Origin of the sequence: Candidatus Nitrosopumilus sp., assembly GCF_028278985.1 — an archaeon.
GTDB lineage: Archaea > Thermoproteota > Nitrososphaeria > Nitrososphaerales > Nitrosopumilaceae > Nitrosopumilus.
This window is the reverse complement of sequence record NZ_JANQTA010000002.1, coordinates 100,944-116,674: the sequence shown is the minus strand read 5'-3', so window position 1 is coordinate 116,674 and position 15,731 is coordinate 100,944. Positions and strand designations below refer to the sequence as shown.

Below are 15,731 nucleotides of genomic sequence, written 5' to 3'. Positions count from 1 at the left end.
TTTTTAGGAATAATTCTAAATCTATTCTAGTCCTTTTTCTTGTTTGATCTTTTTTATTACATCTTGAACTAGTTTTTCATCTTTCTTCACTAGTTCTTCTAGCTTGATTTTGTATTCTCCATCTCCCCATTTGTTTAATCGAAACATCTCTTTGACTAAATTGACAATATCTGATTTGTTTCTCTGATGATCTAGCTTTATTTTTTCAGATTCGTCCATCATTCCATCATCTTTAGTGTATCTGAAGCTGTAATGATTCCTACAATCTTTGATTTCTTTGATACTAGGATACATTTTGAATATCTGATTAATGGCACCAAAACATTTGCAGGTGTTTCAAAATCTACTATTGGCGGAACAGGATCCATAGTGTCTGCTAATTTTGCTTTCTTTAGTTCTGCTTCTCCCAAATCTGCAAGATGTTTTACAATTCCGTCTTCAGATACAACGCCTACCACATCAGCACCACTGAAAACTGGAATTTGACTAATTGATAATTGATGCATCTTTTTGATGGCATCATGTAATGTGTTTGATGGTTTTAATTTTACAATATCTTTACTACAAAAATCTCCTGCAGTATGAGATGATGATTCTCCTTCTAATTTGGCAAGATTATCAAAAATTTTCTTTGCAGTATCATAACTTGGTTGACTCCTACCTGATTCAATTTGATTAATCATTGAAGTACTAACACCAGTCATCGTTGCAAGTTTTTTTTGTGTAATTCCAATTTTTTGACGAATTTGCTTTATGGAATCGATTCTTGGAAGCATTTAGTTTTGAATTAAAGTGGTTAGTTTTAAAATGTATTATTTTCTTTTAGGCTGCTCAATTGCTGCTTGTGCTGCTGCTACTATTGCAATTGGAATTCTGTGTGGTGATGCACTGACATAACTGAGTTTTGCTCCGTGGCAGAATTTTATAGAATCTGGGTCTCCTCCATGCTCTCCACAAATGCCAATTTCCATGTTCTTTCTTATTCCACGACCATTAGCAATACCAATTTTCATTAGACTACCAACACCGTTTACGTCAATTGATTGGAATGGACTTCTTTCGAGTAATTCTTTTTCCATATATTCTGGCAAGAATTTTCCTTCAACATCTTCTCTACTGAAACTAAATGTTCCTTGTGTAAGATCATTTGTTCCGAAACTAAAGAATTCTGCAGTTGAAGCAAGTTCATTTGATGTCAAAGCTGCTCTTACAACTTCAATCATCGTTCCAAAGTTAATTTTCAATTTCATCTTGTGTTTTTTCTCAGTTTCCTTCTTAATTGAATCATAGATTTTCTTAATGTGGTTTAGTTCTGCAATACTGCTAATTTGTGGAATCATAATTTGAGGATGTGCCTTTACTTTTTGTTTTGTTAAATCAACTAGAGCATCAAAGACTGCTTGAATTTGCATCTCATAGATTTCTGGGTATGTAACTCCAACTCTAACTCCTCTATGGCCCATCATTGGATTGACTTCTGCAAGTTCTCTTGCTCTTTTTAGAACAACTTCTGCCTTTTTGATTTCTTTTGTTGCTTTCTTTGCTTTTAGTTTCTGAATCTTTTCTGATAATTCTTCAGGATTTGGCAAGAATTCGTGTAATGGCGGATCAAGTAATCTAATTGTTACTTCATACCCTTCCATTGCTTTGAGAATTTGTTTAAAGTCACTTTTTTGTAATTGTCCTAATTTCTTTAGCACTTTGGCTCTCTGTTCAGCGTTTTCTGCCATAATCATATCTACAAACAGACCAATTCTGTCATTTGCATTGAACATTCTCTCAGTTCTACATAGGCCAATTCCCTGACCTCCAAACTTTCTTGCAAGTTTTGCTGCCTCTGGAGTATCAGCGTTTGCTCTAATTCCTAGAACTTTGGTTTTTTGTGCCCAATCTAAAATTTGTTCAAAGTCTTTTGTGACTTTAGGCTCTACTGTTGGAACTTCTCCAATGAATACAGTTCCTACACTTCCGTTAATTGAAATTGTTTGTCCTTCTTTTACTGTCTTACCATTTGCAAAACAAATGTTTTTGTCATAATCGATTTTTAATTCTGAACATCCAACAATACATGGTTTACCCATTCCTCTAGAAACGATTGCAGCATGAGATGATTTTCCACCTAAACTGGTTAGTACTCCTTCTGATGAAAAGAATGCTGGAACATCTTCCGGTTTTGTTTCTTTTCTAATTAGAATTACTTTTTTTCCTGCTTCTCCTAACTCAATTGCCTTTTTGACATCAAACACAGCAATTCCGCTTGCTGCACCTGGAGATGCTGCAATACCTTTTGCAAGTTGTTTGAAGTTTTTGAGTTTAGATTCATCCATTGTTCTATGAAGTAATGCTTCTAATTGTTGTGCAGGAATTCTTGTAAGTGCTTTATTTTTATCAATTAATTTTTCTTTTACCATGTCTACTGATGTTTTAACTAATGCCCCTGCACTCATCTTTGCAGTCCTAGTTTGTAACAAGTAGAATTTTCCTTGTTCAATTGTAAATTCAATATCTTGTGGTTCTCTGAAGTGTTTTTCTAATTTGGCACAAGCATTGCTTAATTCTTTATGAGATTTTGGCATCTCTTTTTTTAGTAATGCAACATTTTTTCCAGTTCTAACTCCTGCAACAACATCTTCGCCTTGTGCATTAATTAGATACTCGCCTTCAATCTCTTTTTTACCATTATGCCCGTTTCTTGTAAAAACTACTCCTGTAGCACTATCATCACCCATGTTTCCAAATACCATCGTTACAACATTAACAGCAGTACCATTTGCAATGTCTTTTGTAATGTTGTTTTTCTCACGATAAACTATTGCTCTTTCTCCCATCCAACTCTTAAAGACAGCCTCGATTGCTAATCCTAATTGTTCATTTGGTGAATCTGGGAATTTTCTTTTAGTGTGTTTTTCACAAATTTTTCTATATTCTGATACGATTTTCTTTAATGATGCAACACTTAGTTGGCTATCGTCTTTTACACCTTGTTTTTCTTTTGCAGAATCTAGAACATGATCAAATTTTTCATCATTGACTCCGAAGACAACTTTTCCAAATAGTTGAATGAATCTTCTATACGAATCCCATGAAAAACGTGGGTTCTTTGTTTGCTCAGATAACCCTTCTACTGTTTTTTCATTTAATCCTAAATTCAAAATTGTATCCATCATTCCTGGCATTGAAATTGCTGCACCAGAACGAACAGAAACTAGTAATGGATTTTTAGTTGAATTCCATTTTTTACCTGTCTTTTTTTCTATTTTTTCAATATTTTTCATAACTGATGGCATTACATCTTTTGGAAGTTTTCTGCCATTTTCATAATACTTGTTACAAACCTCAGTAGTAATTGTAAATCCTGGTGGAACTGGAAGCTTTAATCTGGTCATTTCACTTAATCCAGCTCCTTTTCCTCCTAACAGCATTCTTTTTTTGCTATCTGCTTCTTCAAACGCATATACTGGTTTCATTTTTACGATTAACCAATCCCAAAAAGGGGGTATTAAACCATTGACTTGGCAAATTCAGACATTATCTTGTCCCAGTTCTTTGCTTTGACAATTCCACTGGCAACAAGTATGCCTTTAGATCCTAACTCAATTGCTTTGGATACGTCTTCTCCTGATACAATTCCTGCTCCGCAGAGAAGTTTTGTTTTATTTTTTGAACTTTTTACAGCCTTTGCGGCTTTTTCAATTAATTCTGGCTGTTCTTTTGATACTGCTTTTCCAGATCCGATTAATTCTGGAGGCTCAATTGCAATGTAATCTGGATTTAATTTTGAATATTTTCTTGCCTCTGCAACATCTTTTACGCACAATACTGAAATCATTTTTAGATCTTTTAGTTTTGCAACTAATTTTGAAATTGTTTTAGAATCAATTCTATGTTCACTGTGATTGATTAATGATCCATTCACTTTGGATTTTTTTAACAGTTCTGGAACCATGAATCCTGTTGTACTACCAACCTTTGAATCATCTACATGTTGTGCAAGAATTGGAATTGAACTATTTGACACTACTCCAATGAGATGTTGTGGGGGCGCAATTGCGATTTTTACTTTGTATTTTTTTGAAATCTTTTCTGCAGTTTTGACAAATTTGATAATTTTTTCACCTGAAATTTCCTCGTAATTTTTACAGTTTATTATGAACATAATTTTTGGCTCCTTTTGATTGTAATTAACCTTTCACTATTGTTCCATTTTTTTATCATATCTTCGTTTCATTCCCAACACAATCATCATCAAAACAATGGCTGCAATATTTGTGCCAATGATAAAAATATCATTAACAATGAAACCATAGATTAACCAAAGAATTGCCCCTGCCGAAATGAAAATCATCAAAAATCTTGAAACATCCTTTAGACTCTTTGTTTTGAATCCTTTGTAGATTTGCTCTACCCATCCAGTTAGAATTAAAATTCCTGCCGCAATTCCTAGGATTGTTAATGTTGTTGGATCTACTTCCATTTCTTATCTTAATTCCAAAAGAATTCGTCTAAACCTGTTTGTTTTGGTTTTCCTAAAATTGTATCAAAGTCCAAGTCCATTGAAGATGTGATTTGCTCTAATGTTGATTCCATAAACTCCATGTATTTTTTAGAATCAATTTCCTCTTTCTTTGCCATTTCTACTGGCTTTACTCCTGGTTTGTTGAGAATTTTGATAAATGAAATTCTGTCTCCTTTTTTGACTTCTCTGATTGTTTCAAGTTGTTTTGCAGCACGAATATGCTGAGGAATTGTCTTTACGTACTCTGAAGGTGCCTTACTGAGCATAACGTTGAATGTTAAATCTTCTAATGGGATTTCTTTGGCCTCTACTTTCTTTCCACAATCTGCAATTTTTGCTGAAATATCCTTTTTTGCTTTCTCGAAATCTTCAATTGTTTCAACTTTGGATAGTACCTCTAGTAAATCATAGAATAATTTTTTGATAAATGGAGGCGTATGGGATTTCTTTCCAGTTAGTCCTTTGACATCAACTTTTCCTGAATTTGTAACTCCAAGATAATTTTTCTTTCTGTTGCTTAATACACAATACCTGTATGTTTTATCAATTTCTAAATCTACGCCATGATCTTTTTTTGCTTGCTCAATAACAATTTTAATTTGTTCTTCTGTTGGATTTTTTATAAATAATGAATCTGTATCTCCATATAGAACTTCGATTCCTGCGGCTTCGCATTTTTTGATAGTTTCTAAAATTGTATGTCTTCCAATTGCAGTGGTAGCTTCTGCTGCTGGAAGAAAATACAATGGGAAAATCTCTGCACCCATTACGCCATAGCTTGCATTTAGGATGACCTTAAGTGCTTGACTAACTACTGTGTATTGTTGTCTTTGTGCATCAGTTAATGTTTCTTTTTTAGATAAGCTCTTGTAATAATTTACTCTTAAATCTCTTAATGATCCAATGATCATTGAAGTTAATCCGTTTCTTTTAGAACATGTCCAATGGTTTGTTTGAGGAATTGTATTCTTTTTACATTCTTCATGTGAACATCTAACCGTTTCATAAGACAAATTTCTAACTTTGATAATACTTGGATACAGACTTGCAAAGTCCATTACAACTACGTTAAAATGAATTCCTTCTTTTGGTTCAACAACTAACCCTCCTCGATATTTTTTATCCTTGATTACTGCATCAGACATTACTCCTTCTGATCTTCTCTGAAGTTCCTCTCGTTTTGGAATCAAGCAATTTCTGTGTCTGTGCTCATAGTAGAGTAGACTTCTAATCCACTGTGATACTCCCATTCTGGCAATATCATCAATTGGCATTCTACCTATTCTTGCTATAATTACAAGTAGATTCATCAACAAATCGCTGTTGAAACTGGTTAATTCGTAGGTCAGCAGAGCGTCATTGTAACAATAATTGGCTGTCTGATATAGCGTAAGTTCGTCAAATTCTAAGCCATAGTCTATCTTCTCTTTTCCTAAAAGTGCTTTTGAGACACTGTTTAATGAAAAATCAGTGTATTTTTGGCTAAATGCATAGATTTGAAATGATCTATTTGATAATGTTCTGTACAAATCAAGATGAACTCCTTGTTTGAGTGTTGCAGAATCCCTCATCATGTAAAATGGGTTTTCAGAATTTGGAATTCCTAACCTTTCAGCCCTGTTAAACAGATATGGTAAATCAAATTCATCACCATTGTATGTGACTACAAAAGGAAAGCTCTTGATTATCTCAAAGGCATCTTTTATCATTTCTTTTTCTTTGTCTAAATCATAAAACACCACTTTGATGTTTTCATCTAATTCATTTTTTCCTTCTTCAGTATCTGTAGTTCTAAGAACAAATATTTGATCAAATCCATCACTTCCCTTAAGACCTATAGCTGTAATTTTTTTCTCTGCAACTTTTGGGTCTGGAATTCTGCCAATTTCAGCTTCAACTTCAATGTCCACACTTAATCGTTTAATTTTTGGAATTGGCTGATTGAGTAAATCTGCCCATTCTGAAATAAATTTTTTAAATCCTTCAGCATCTACCATCTTTTCACTATCGACTTTGTCCCATAGCAAACTTTTCAAAGCAATTTTTACTTCATCAGAAATTTCTAAATCATGCTGAATGATTTTTCCATCTTTGACCTCATAATATTTTCCAACAATTAATTTTCTATCATAAAGATAGTTTTCATAATATTTGATGTCAGATTCCCATGTCTCAATTATGTTTCTAATACTCTTGTCTCCTGCTGTTCCTCCAATAGCTAACGGATCAGCAGCAATAATTTGTGACATGTCTATTTCTTTATCTTTGATTAAATCATAACGTTGTACTGTTTTAATTTCTAAAATATCATCTCTTTCTTGAAGAAAATCTAACTCATCTGGTGATAATCTAGAATAACAATATGGTTTGTGCCCAATTTCATCTTTCCATAGGAATAATTTTTGAGATTCAGGCTCGTAAAATTTCAAAACTGCTGATTTTGAATTGTTATCATATGTTGCAGATACCAACATTGATGGTGGCATAGTTTCAATTTTTGGTGTTTCTGCTAAATTAACTTGCATTTTATCACTCAGATTTTTCGTGATTAGTTGAGAGTTTTTTTACCCATTTTGTAATTTTCTCTTTATCTAATTGAACGACTTCCACTCCTGCCTCTCGAAGCAAATCAAAGTCTGTTTCCGGATATGAATCAAGACACACAAATTTTCTTATTCCAATTGTTATTGCCATTTTCGAGCATTCTAAACATGGAACAAATGTTGTATAGAGAATTGCTCCTTCAATTCCAGCTTCAATTCCTAATATGGCACAATGCATTATAGCATTAGCTTCTGCATGATTGCACAGACATCTATCCAATGATGCTCCAGCTTCCATTTTCCCCTCCATTCTTAATTTACATCTAGTGCATCCGCCATCAAAACAATTTGTAATTCCTGGAGGTGTTCCATTATACCCTGTTGCTAATTGTCTATGATTCCGTACAATTACTGCACCGACTTGTCTTGTCATACAATTTGATCTTAATTTTGCTAATTCTGCTTGAATCATGAAATATTCGTCCCAATTGGGTCTCTCAAATGTAGTCACACAGTTGTTCTAGTTCTGTTCAATATATGGATCACGTTATCAAAATTTGCTTGCCGATCAGTTTGTCTGTCATTTTGAATAATGTTTGAACAATCTTCTATCAAATCCCTTAGGTGATTTGGCTAATAGCAAGTTATTAATCTCAAGCATCATCCACAAAAATTTCAAAATCCTGTAAAAAGAACAAAGACTAAAAAATCTTTGAACTGGATATAGTGTTCACAAAAAAATCATGAGCATTTACTGAAAAAGCATCCTAGTGAAAAGACAGCCTTAGTCAACAAATTAAAGAAAAAGCTGGATTAGCATCAATTTCTTGTCTTTTTAGGCTCAATTCTTTGATGTTTTCAATATTGAGCTTTGACTAGTCTTTTACAACACGAAAGCATAAAATCTGTAAATTTGGATTTTTCTATAATTGACTCAGTATATTGAGAGAAAATATGTACAGAAAGATTCTATTGAAAAACGAGATTATCAGGTTAATTTAGCAAATCAGGCCATTGATGAAAATTGTATTGTAGTTTTACCTACTGGACTAGGAAAAACTGCAATTGCATTACAGGTGATAGCTGAGTATCTATCCAAAGGAACAGGTGGTGTTTTATTTTTGGCACCTACACGTGTTCTTGTAAACCAACATTATGAATTTTTAAAAAACAATCTTACTTTAGATGATATTTCATTAATTACTGGCGAAGATACTGTTCAAAAAAGAACTAAACTTTGGAACAATAGTGTAATTTGTGCTACTCCTGAAATAGCAAAAAATGATTTAGACAGACAGATTGTTTCTTCTGAACAATTTTCACTTGTGATTTTTGATGAGGTACATAGAACTGTAGGCGATTACGCATATTCTGGAATTGCTGAACGATTTGAAAATAATTCTGCTAGAATAGTTGGCATGACTGCTACACTTCCAAGTGAAAAAGAAAAAGCAACTGAAATTCTAACCAAATTGAGAATATCTAGTGTTGCAGAACGTACAGAAGAAAGCCCTGATGTAAAACCCTATACTCAAGAAACTAACACTGAATGGATTAATGTTGAACTTCCACCAGAACTCAAATCAATTCAAACATTACTGAAAATTGCGTTAGATGAAAGATACGACACACTAAGAAAAAATGGTATCAAATTAGCAGAGCAACAATCATTGTCTGCATTATTGCGAATTAGACAATTTGTATTAAATCAAAATCGACGTTCTGCAAAACCACTGTTTACTGCAATTAGAATTCATTATGCTCTAAACATCTTAGAAGCACATGGCATTACTCCTTTCTTGAAATTTTGTGAGCGTGCACAGGCCAAAAAAGGTGCTGGGGTTAAAGAACTCTTTGAGGTTGATCCAAATTTTACAAGGGCTGTTCATTTGGCAAAAGAAGCACAATCACGAGGAATTGAGCACTCTAAAATTCCAAAACTAAAAGAAATTATCGAATCTGTCCCTGGAAAAGCATTGATCTTTACTAGTTATCGGGATTCTGTAGATTTGATTTTTAGTAAACTAACTGAGATGGGAGTTTCAGCTGGAATTCTGATTGGAAAAGCTGGTGAAACTGGATTAAAACAAAAAAAGCAAATTGAAACCGTTAGAAAATTCCGTGATGGTGAGTTTGATGTTTTAATTGCAACTAGAGTGGGTGAAGAGGGCCTCGATATTGCAGAAGTCAATCAAGTAATTTTTTATGATAATGTTCCTAGCTCCATTCGTTTTGTTCAAAGACGTGGAAGAACTGGAAGAAAGGATACTGGTAAACTAGTTGTTCTCATTGCCAAAAACACTATTGATGAAACATACTATTGGATTGGAAGAAGAAAAATGACTGCAGCAAAATCTATGGGAAATAAAATGACTAAAGTTCTTGAAAAGAATCAAGAACAATCTGGTCTTGATGCCTTTCTTTAATTTTGATATTCTTTTGCAATATCATTCATGATTTTTGCCTTACGTTGAATGATTTTATTTTTAATTCCTGATTCTAAGTGATGTGTACTACTCTTTTTTGCAACAAGCAGATTTTCTAATCTTATGTCAAATTGATTGTCTAAAAAATTCTGAACTCCTTGAAACCCTCCTTCAAGCTCCAAATTTTCAAATGATTCTTTTGCAAGATTGTTGATTGATTTTTCTAAGTAATCTAATAACTCATCTAGCACTTTTTCTGTAATAACTGTCATGTTCAATTTTTAATTTCTTCTTGAAAAAAATGTTGTGTATTTTATTTTGGTATTTTAGGCATGGAATTTGATAATAATCTTCTAAACTCTATCCACGAACTTACATGTATGACTGATAAAGATCAATCAAAAGAAATGAAAAATTTGTTACAAAAAGAAAAGAAACTGCATAAAGAAATTCATTCTGATTATGAAAAAATTAGTCAAAAAATCAATGATGACCTTGATAAAATAAAGAAAGCAAAAAATCTGTAAATTTATCCAAATCTCTTGATAATATGATATCCGAATTCGGATTTCACTGGTTCTGAAATTTCTCCAACTTGTAATTTGAATGCAGTCTCTTCAAATGGTTTTACCATCATTCCCTTAGTAAAATAGCCTAAATTTCCATCTTTTTTTGCACTTCCTGTATCTGTTGACAGTTCCTTTGCTAATTTTCCAAATTTTTCCCCTGCCTTGATTCTATCTAAAACTGCTAGGGCCTCACTTTGCTTTGCCACTAGGATGTGTGAACATTTGATTTTGTTTGACATGATTTTCAGAATTATTAATTGCGTTTATTTGTTATCAATTCCCAAATTGAAGCCCATAGTTCAAAACGATAGTAATACTTGAATAAGAAATATTGATAATTAATGAGAAAAACATTTTTCAGATAAATCTTCTAGTTTGTTCAAATGGGCAAACTTTCTCTTATCAATTTTATCCTGATATGTAATGTGTGAGAATCTTACATGTAGAGGATATGCAAGAGATTAGTCAGATATTTGCTGATATTCTTTCTACAAAAAATTATCATTTTGATAGTATTTCTGATGGTCGTGCAGGATTGGAACTAGCTGTTAACAAGACCTATGATTTGATTTTGCTAGACATGTGTATGCCAAAATACAGTGGCGTTGATTTTTTACTTGATTTGAAAGCACGACGCCCATCTGAATTATCTAAAGTTGTAATTGTTAGTGCCTTGGAAATGAGTGCTTATCAGGAACAAGAACTACTGAATCTTGGAATACGCACCATCTTGAAAAAACCAATTTCTGTTCAATCCTTATTGTCTCAGGTAGAACAAGAAGAAGTTCCCTTTAGTTAATTCCCCAACTGATCTTATTTTTTGGATTAATTCTCAAAAAAGGGGCTTCGTTTTCTTTCCATGGGTCTTTTCTCACCCATTCAAATTTTTTGTAAAAAATTTTATAATATTCTTCAAAATCTGGCCCATTTTCAATTATTTCCACAGGACCTTGAACGCAAACTGCTTTATGCGCACCGTGTTTGTAAATATCTACTACGATACCTGAATTGGAATTTACTTTGATATTTTCATAAGTTCTTGTTTTGTAATCTGTGGCAACAAGAATTGCATCTCTATGAAATACAAATGAGACTGGCTTTACATGTGGAATATCATTATGTGATGTAGCAATTCTTGCTTCTTCCATTGATTCTAAGAATGTAATTTCTTTAGATGTAAATTCTGTCAATTGAAAATCTTTTCTCTGATATCTGGAATGTACTTGTATACGATATCTCTTACTTTGATTTGATCTTCTTGTGTTGGCATCTCTTTTTGTGCACTGAGAATTGCACCACTCATTCCTAATGCCATGCCCATCACAACTCCGTACACAAATTCTTTAGGATTATCAACTTTCAAAATTTCTTTGTTTTCTTCAATTTCTTCAAGATATGATGGAATTGTTGCAATTGCACCGTTAATTGTCTGCGTAATTAACATCTCTAGCTGATCTTCACTCATGAGTCATTTCTGAGCAAATTCCTAATAAATCTGCGCCTAAGATTTTTAATTAACAATTTTTCAGCAAGACTATGTTTTGCTTTTTTACTACAAATGAGGCAAATGAAGCACTTCCTGATGTAATTAAAAAATATGAATATTCATTGGCAAAACAAAATGAAGTAAAAAAATTAGAACAACAATTGCAAATGAGCGTATCTACTACAAACACCTTTGAAGAATATGTTACACTAAAACAGCAACTTAATTCTGCAATCACAAAATTCTATGAATCTGTTGAAATTCTAGAAAATACTGGTGTGGTTGTAAAAAGTATTGATCAAGGATTACTTGATTTTCCTTCAAAACGTTTTGATGAAGAAGTTTGGCTTTGTTGGAAATATGGTGAAACCGAAATAAAATTTTGGCATGAAAAAGATTCTGGTTTTATGGGTAGAAAACCAATTGAAGTTGATGATGAATCTCTAGTTTAATTTTGAATTACACACATTGATCTAACGTTGTTCCAATTTTCAACTATATGGATACAAAATTCTTCTTTATGTTCTGAAGAAAAACCACAACTACATCTTCTGGTCATTGAAATTCCTCCTCATTTGAATCTGTTTTTGACCAAATACTGTTGAACAATAATGCCTTTGAATAGATAATTGTCTCAGAATTTGTCCAAATTGCTCTCATTTCTTTATTGTTGCCTTCATTTTTGATAAAGAATAGAACTTCATCATCATCTTTAATCAAGAAACAGAGATTTTCTTTAACTGATGAGCATAATTTTTTGATTTTTGATTTTTCAATGTCTTCAAAAATGTGCATTGATTTTTTAGAAATTGGTGTTAGTAATTTGTAATCAATTTCTCTTTCTTCTAATGCTTCTAAAAAGTTGGCATGATAAAATTTCATGAAATCCTTTTCTGAACCTAAAATTCTACATTCTTTTTTAGCATTTAGAATCATGTCAAAAATTTTACTGTTTACTTGATTACCTCCCTGTAAGACCTTGAATTTTTCCTCCTCATCATCATCTTGTTGTGTAGTAGCTTCAGGAACTTTACTCCAAATTTTTTCGAGTTCTGGTGCTGATTTCTTTAATTTGTTTAATCGTTCTGTTTCTGTTCTAATAAGAACATTAACAGCCTGTTTAATTGGTAATGCTGAAAATTGAATTGGGTGTTGGAATGATGCTTCCACGATTCCTTTGTTTTGAAGTGCAGTTAGAAGATGATATGTTTCACTTCTTGGAACATTTACTGCCTTTGCAATGTCTGAAGCTGTTTTTGCACCAATCTTTCCAATATAGAAAAAGACTTTGATCTGATTAGGAGTTAATCCAAATGTTGTTAGGTATTCTTTAATCTCTTCAAAATCTGCACGATCTACTGGAAACATGCCTAATTGAACTGTATTTGGTGCTATTTCCATAGTTGGAAATTTGCTTTTTTTGTTTAAAAGACTGATCGTTCAATTGTATACTAATGATTACAAACAGCTACATTTCTAAAATTTTTGTGCGTAAAAAATTTTAAAATTTTAAAAAATAATTTAGAAATAAAATTTTACTAACACTAATTTTCTTTTTTTGAAATGAGTGGGAATAACTAACCTGCTCCTACCCAACCTTGGAAAATAACCTCATCTTCAATTCTCTTCCGAACTGAAATTTTAGGCGTGAATTTTGCTCTTTTCCTAGATTTTGATCTTCTTGGAGGCGCCTCGTGTTCTAGAACTTGTTTCTCTTCCTCAGGTCCATGTTCTTCAGTTGCTGCAAGTTTATTCCTTAACATGTAGATTCCACCAAGCACAAGCGCCAATGAAATAATGTCAAGCATAGTTATTGCTTCTCCAAGAAATATTCCCGAAAATATTACACCAAACATTGCTGTAGTCGAATACAACAACACTGTTCTTACTGTACCTATCATCTTTAGGGCCATTAAGAAGAATAATGTAGACATTCCAGTTCCTAAAATCGAAATGACTGCTATTCCTGGTAATTGCATCAAATCCACATCAAATGGAATTTCTAAAACAACAATCATTGATACGGCTACTGCTGCACAAATGAATGATGTTACTTGTGTTACTCTTCTTGCATCAAATCTATCGCTAATGTATTTGCATAATGTAATATCGATTGCATATAGTATTCCTGATAATACAATTAACAAGTCACCTGTTACCATATGTCCTAAACTGAAATTGTTTTGCACAAGATCATTACCTATTGGGATAATCATCATGCCTACAACAATCATAGAAAATGGAATACATTCTTTCATGCGTAATCTTTCTTTGAATATCAGCATTGCAATTACAAGTGAGAAAATAATTTCATTATTGCTAAAGATAGATGCGTTGACTGCAGTTGCTGTTGATAGACCGTAAAAATAAGCAATGAGTGCTGCCACTTCTGTAACTCCAATAACACTCATGAAAATCCAATCCTTTTTTCCAAATTTGGAAATAGAATGAGTCTTTCTAGATATTGGTGTGAAAAACATTCCTCCTATGAAATAAACTAAAAATGCCAAGACAATTGGGTTGATTTCTATCATATTTTCTGAATGTTCAAGCATGGGTTTTGAAATTACGTGCACAAGTGCAGCTAATGCTGCCGCTATTACGATGAGATAATATCCATACTTGGATTTACTTTTACTGAGCCTTTGTGAAATCAATGATTCCCATATTTGGAAATCAGTTGATCCTTAATAGGCATATCTTGCCAATTTTGGAAATTTCGTGCGTAGATTCTTTTTTCTTTAGATCTCCTCTATTTTTGCAATTTCAAAGGAAAATCCCTGTTTATTGAATTCTTCATCAATGATTCTATATCCAACTTCATTTAGGATTTCGTTCATTTGATAAACCATGAATACTGGCCAATTTTTTCCCAAATCATGCTGAATGATTATTTTGTTTCTACCATTGATTTTAATTTCTCTAAATTGAACATTCATGTTCAAACATCCTTTTTTGAAAAAATCTAAAACAGAATCTAAATCAATGAAACCGTAAATGTAATTTAATGCATTTTTCATATCGCTAATACCTGTAGTTTCTGCGATTTTTTGAATTTCTTCTTTTGAAAGTGAATCTGACATTTCTCTAAATGTGGATCTGTACATTGTTATCCACCCCATCTCGGTAACTAGACCATGCCAATTGATCTGCTTGTCTAGTAAATGATTGATCAATGTGTTGAGACTAATTTGTTGTTCTTGACATTTCTCATGTAGTTTTCTACTTAACTCAGAATCAATTCGTATTGATACATTATCTGTTTTCTTTAGGATCTGCTTTTCTTGAAGCGTCATGCTGATCTCTCCTTACCATATTTGGAAATGAACATTTACAATTAGACTATCCTAATTTTTAGTCATATTGTTTAGTATGTTATTTTTGACACATACAACATTGTACAAATAATTACAATGCAATTAATTGTAATTTTTTAAAATGACGTTTCTTTTTAAGATCGATGCTTAGATCTATTAGCTATAAAACATACTGTTTGTCATAATTGTTTTTAACAAATTGTTTATAATGCATATTTTCATTAATTGTATGATGGAAAACGGTCTGGATAATCTTTTAGTTCCTTCACTTAGAAGATCTATTGAGGAAAATTTAGGTAAAGAATCTTTGAACAAGATTGAACAAAGACTAATGGAAAGACATGGACTCGGTTTAGTTCAAGCAATTAAAAATTTCAATAAACTTGATAGTGTTTTGAGAGAATTTTTTGGAGCAGGTGCAGATGGACTTGAACAAAAATTCTTACAAGAAATTATTGATGTAGAAAAATCCAAACCATCTGAATCAAATTGGGTTCACATTAGAGATCCTGAACTTTCAAGAATCTTTTTGGAATCCTTTGCTGATCAAGATAAGAAAGCCGTTCTTGGTTCCGTTTCTGATGAACCATTAATTATTGCAAAAATCTTAGACACTTGTGGAATTCCTCAAACTTCTGGTTACAGAAAAATCAATTTCTTGATAAACAATGGTTTACTAATTGCCAATGGATTTGAATTATCTCAGGATGGAAAGAAAGTAAAAAAATATGAAACTATCTTTGATAACGTTAAAGTTGATATTGTAAAAAATGATGTTGCAGTTAAAGTTCAACTAAAAAGAGCACTATTATCTGAGAGCTCCATCATACAAACGGTTCATGTAACTGTTTAATTTTTCCGTATTCCGAAAATA

The 15,731-nt window shown here is 32.5% G+C and carries 19 protein-coding genes; 5 read left to right on the top strand and 14 right to left on the bottom strand.

What is annotated here, in order from left to right; genetic code table 11:
- Positions 1–21: 21 nt before the first annotated feature.
- The 7 genes from Q0941_RS01460 to Q0941_RS01430 are packed head-to-tail and all read right to left on the bottom strand — an operon-like array spanning position 22 to position 7,531.
- A complete protein-coding gene (locus Q0941_RS01460) occupies positions 22–219 on the bottom strand; it encodes a hypothetical protein (RefSeq protein WP_299290646.1) in 198 nt (65 codons plus the stop codon).
- The gene (locus Q0941_RS01455) at positions 219–776 is read right to left on the bottom strand and encodes a CBS domain-containing protein (protein ID WP_299290644.1); all 558 of its coding nucleotides are present in this window, start codon (positions 774–776) and stop codon (positions 219–221) included. The genes Q0941_RS01460 and Q0941_RS01455 overlap by 1 nt, the downstream gene beginning before the upstream one ends.
- A gap of 36 nt (positions 777–812) precedes the next feature.
- A complete protein-coding gene (gene ppdK, locus Q0941_RS01450) occupies positions 813–3,467 on the bottom strand; it encodes a pyruvate, phosphate dikinase (RefSeq protein ID WP_299290642.1) in 2,655 nt (884 codons plus the stop codon).
- Positions 3,468–3,499: 32 nt separating this feature from the next.
- Entirely contained in the window at positions 3,500–4,156 is a 657-nt protein-coding gene (gene tpiA, locus Q0941_RS01445; RefSeq protein ID WP_299290640.1) for a triose-phosphate isomerase, read from the bottom strand.
- A 36-nt stretch (positions 4,157–4,192) separates the two neighbouring features.
- Complete coding sequence (locus Q0941_RS01440) at positions 4,193–4,474, bottom strand: SemiSWEET family transporter (protein WP_299290639.1); 282 nt, start codon at positions 4,472–4,474, stop codon at positions 4,193–4,195.
- 8 nt (positions 4,475–4,482) lie between these two features.
- Positions 4,483–7,041, bottom strand: a complete 2,559-nt coding sequence (locus Q0941_RS01435; protein WP_299290637.1) for a DNA-directed DNA polymerase I — start codon at positions 7,039–7,041, stop codon at positions 4,483–4,485.
- A 4-nt stretch (positions 7,042–7,045) separates the two neighbouring features.
- Positions 7,046–7,531 carry a cytidine/deoxycytidylate deaminase family protein gene (locus Q0941_RS01430; RefSeq protein WP_367277455.1) on the bottom strand — a complete coding sequence of 162 codons (486 nt, stop codon included), beginning with the start codon at positions 7,529–7,531 and terminating at the stop codon, positions 7,046–7,048.
- Between the two features lie 457 nt (positions 7,532–7,988).
- Here Q0941_RS01430 and Q0941_RS01425 point away from each other — a divergent pair, with 457 nt between their 5' ends.
- Positions 7,989–9,485, top strand: coding sequence for a DEAD/DEAH box helicase (locus tag Q0941_RS01425; RefSeq protein ID WP_299290633.1), 1,497 nt, complete (start codon positions 7,989–7,991; stop codon positions 9,483–9,485).
- Here Q0941_RS01425 and Q0941_RS01420 read toward each other — a convergent pair.
- Complete coding sequence (locus Q0941_RS01420) at positions 9,482–9,757, bottom strand: hypothetical protein (RefSeq protein ID WP_299290631.1); 276 nt, start codon at positions 9,755–9,757, stop codon at positions 9,482–9,484. The genes Q0941_RS01425 and Q0941_RS01420 overlap by 4 nt on opposite strands.
- Positions 9,758–9,865: 108 nt before the next feature.
- Here Q0941_RS01420 and Q0941_RS01415 point away from each other — a divergent pair, with 108 nt between their 5' ends.
- Positions 9,866–10,012 (top strand): hypothetical protein, encoded by a 147-nt coding sequence (locus Q0941_RS01415; RefSeq protein WP_299290629.1) that lies wholly within the window; start codon positions 9,866–9,868, stop codon positions 10,010–10,012.
- A 2-nt stretch (positions 10,013–10,014) separates the two neighbouring features.
- On the opposite strand, the gene Q0941_RS01410 is transcribed toward Q0941_RS01415, so the two are convergent.
- A complete protein-coding gene (locus tag Q0941_RS01410; RefSeq protein ID WP_299290627.1) occupies positions 10,015–10,293 on the bottom strand; it encodes a peptidylprolyl isomerase in 279 nt (92 codons plus the stop codon).
- A 188-nt stretch (positions 10,294–10,481) separates the two neighbouring features.
- Here Q0941_RS01410 and Q0941_RS01405 point away from each other — a divergent pair, with 188 nt between their 5' ends.
- Entirely contained in the window at positions 10,482–10,853 is a 372-nt protein-coding gene (locus Q0941_RS01405) for a two-component system response regulator (RefSeq protein WP_299290625.1), read from the top strand.
- Here Q0941_RS01405 and Q0941_RS01400 read toward each other — a convergent pair.
- Positions 10,846–11,244, bottom strand: a complete 399-nt coding sequence (locus tag Q0941_RS01400; RefSeq protein ID WP_299290623.1) for a pyridoxamine 5'-phosphate oxidase family protein — start codon at positions 11,242–11,244, stop codon at positions 10,846–10,848. The genes Q0941_RS01405 and Q0941_RS01400 overlap by 8 nt on opposite strands.
- The gene (locus tag Q0941_RS01395; RefSeq protein ID WP_299290621.1) at positions 11,241–11,519 is read right to left on the bottom strand and encodes a hypothetical protein; all 279 of its coding nucleotides are present in this window, start codon (positions 11,517–11,519) and stop codon (positions 11,241–11,243) included. Before Q0941_RS01395 ends, Q0941_RS01400 begins: the two co-directional genes overlap by 4 nt.
- A gap of 71 nt (positions 11,520–11,590) precedes the next feature.
- Here Q0941_RS01395 and Q0941_RS01390 point away from each other — a divergent pair, with 71 nt between their 5' ends.
- A complete protein-coding gene (locus Q0941_RS01390; protein ID WP_299290619.1) occupies positions 11,591–11,992 on the top strand; it encodes a DUF2203 domain-containing protein in 402 nt (133 codons plus the stop codon).
- A 103-nt stretch (positions 11,993–12,095) separates the two neighbouring features.
- Here the strand turns inward: Q0941_RS01390 and Q0941_RS01385 are convergent, their stop codons facing one another.
- The 3 genes from Q0941_RS01385 to Q0941_RS01375 form a co-directional block, all read right to left on the bottom strand.
- Positions 12,096–12,941 (bottom strand): TrmB family transcriptional regulator, encoded by an 846-nt coding sequence (locus Q0941_RS01385; protein WP_299290617.1) that lies wholly within the window; start codon positions 12,939–12,941, stop codon positions 12,096–12,098.
- A gap of 176 nt (positions 12,942–13,117) precedes the next feature.
- The gene (locus Q0941_RS01380; RefSeq protein WP_299290615.1) at positions 13,118–14,197 is read right to left on the bottom strand and encodes a DMT family transporter; all 1,080 of its coding nucleotides are present in this window, start codon (positions 14,195–14,197) and stop codon (positions 13,118–13,120) included.
- Positions 14,198–14,281: 84 nt separating this feature from the next.
- Positions 14,282–14,836, bottom strand: coding sequence for a toxin-antitoxin system HicB family antitoxin (locus Q0941_RS01375; RefSeq protein ID WP_299290613.1), 555 nt, complete (start codon positions 14,834–14,836; stop codon positions 14,282–14,284).
- A gap of 253 nt (positions 14,837–15,089) precedes the next feature.
- On the opposite strand from Q0941_RS01375, the gene Q0941_RS01370 reads away from it, so the two are divergent.
- A complete protein-coding gene (locus Q0941_RS01370) occupies positions 15,090–15,710 on the top strand; it encodes a transcriptional regulator (RefSeq protein WP_299290611.1) in 621 nt (206 codons plus the stop codon).
- Positions 15,711–15,731 lie beyond the last annotated feature (21 nt).